Annotated in this window: 1 protein-coding gene; it reads left to right on the plus strand. The window is 50.9% G+C overall.

Annotation, left to right across the window (positions count from 1 at the left end):
* Positions 1 to 1,099 (plus strand): helicase-related protein (locus VU18_RS16210; RefSeq protein ID WP_047758540.1); only part of this gene is annotated, 1,099 nt, incomplete at both ends.

Below are 1,099 nucleotides of genomic sequence, written 5' to 3' on the forward strand. Positions count from 1 at the left end.
GGGATTACGTGGGCGAAAGGAGAGACGGTTGATGTCTACGACGCCGTATCCCATACGGTGTCGCAAGAGTATTTGGAGGATGAACTGAACATTGATGTTTCGCACTTTAACACGAAAGTCGTAACGGAAAGCTTTAACCGCGTCATCATTCGCGAGCTCGTCAACTATATCGCTCCGGATGATGAAGGGAAGACGCTCATTTTTGCCGCGACGGACGATCACGCTGATCTCGTCGTCCGACTGCTGAAAGAAGAATTTGCGCGCGTATACGGAGAGTTCGATGACAATGCGGTCATGAAAATCACCGGATCGATCAAAGACCCGTCAGGAGCGATCCGCAGGTTTAAAAACGAAAAATACCCGACAATCGCGGTGACGGTCGATTTGTTAACGACAGGGGTCGATGTGCCGGCGATTACGAACCTCGTCTTTTTGCGCCGCGTTCGCTCGCGCATTTTGTATGAACAAATGCTCGGCCGGGCGACAAGGCGGTGCGATGAGATTGGGAAAGACCATTTCAACATCTTTGACGCCGTCGGCATTTACGAAACGTTAAAGCCGTATACAAGCATGAAACCGATCGTCGCCCGTCCGCAGGCGACGCTGACGGAGCTGTTCGATGAACTCGAACAGCTTGAACAGACCGCCCATCTGGAATACCAAAAAGAACAAATCATTGCGAAGATGCAACGGAAAAAGCGGACGTGGTCCGACAGGCAACACGAAGATTTCCGCGTGCTTTCCGGCGGAAAAACGGTCGATGAATTCATCGACTGGCTGAAATCGCTGCCGTCTGATGAACTGAAAGACGGGCTGAAAGAATATAAATCGATGTTCCGCTATTTGGACGAAAACCGGTACCGCGAGCGCAAGCAATACATTTCCCACCATGAAGACAAGCTGCTTGGCGTCAAACGAGGCTACGGCAATGCGGAAAAACCGGACGACTATTTAGAGGCGTTCGGTGAATTTATCCGCACGAACATGAATAAAATCCCGGCGCTGATGATTGTCTGCCAGCGGCCGTCCGAACTGACGAGGGAAGAGTTGAAACAACTGCGATTGGAACTTGACCGAAGAGGCTTTTCCGAGAAAAAAC

Source organism: Geobacillus sp. ZGt-1 (assembly GCF_001026865.1).
GTDB classification, from domain to species: Bacteria; Bacillota; Bacilli; order Bacillales; family Anoxybacillaceae; genus Geobacillus; species Geobacillus thermoleovorans.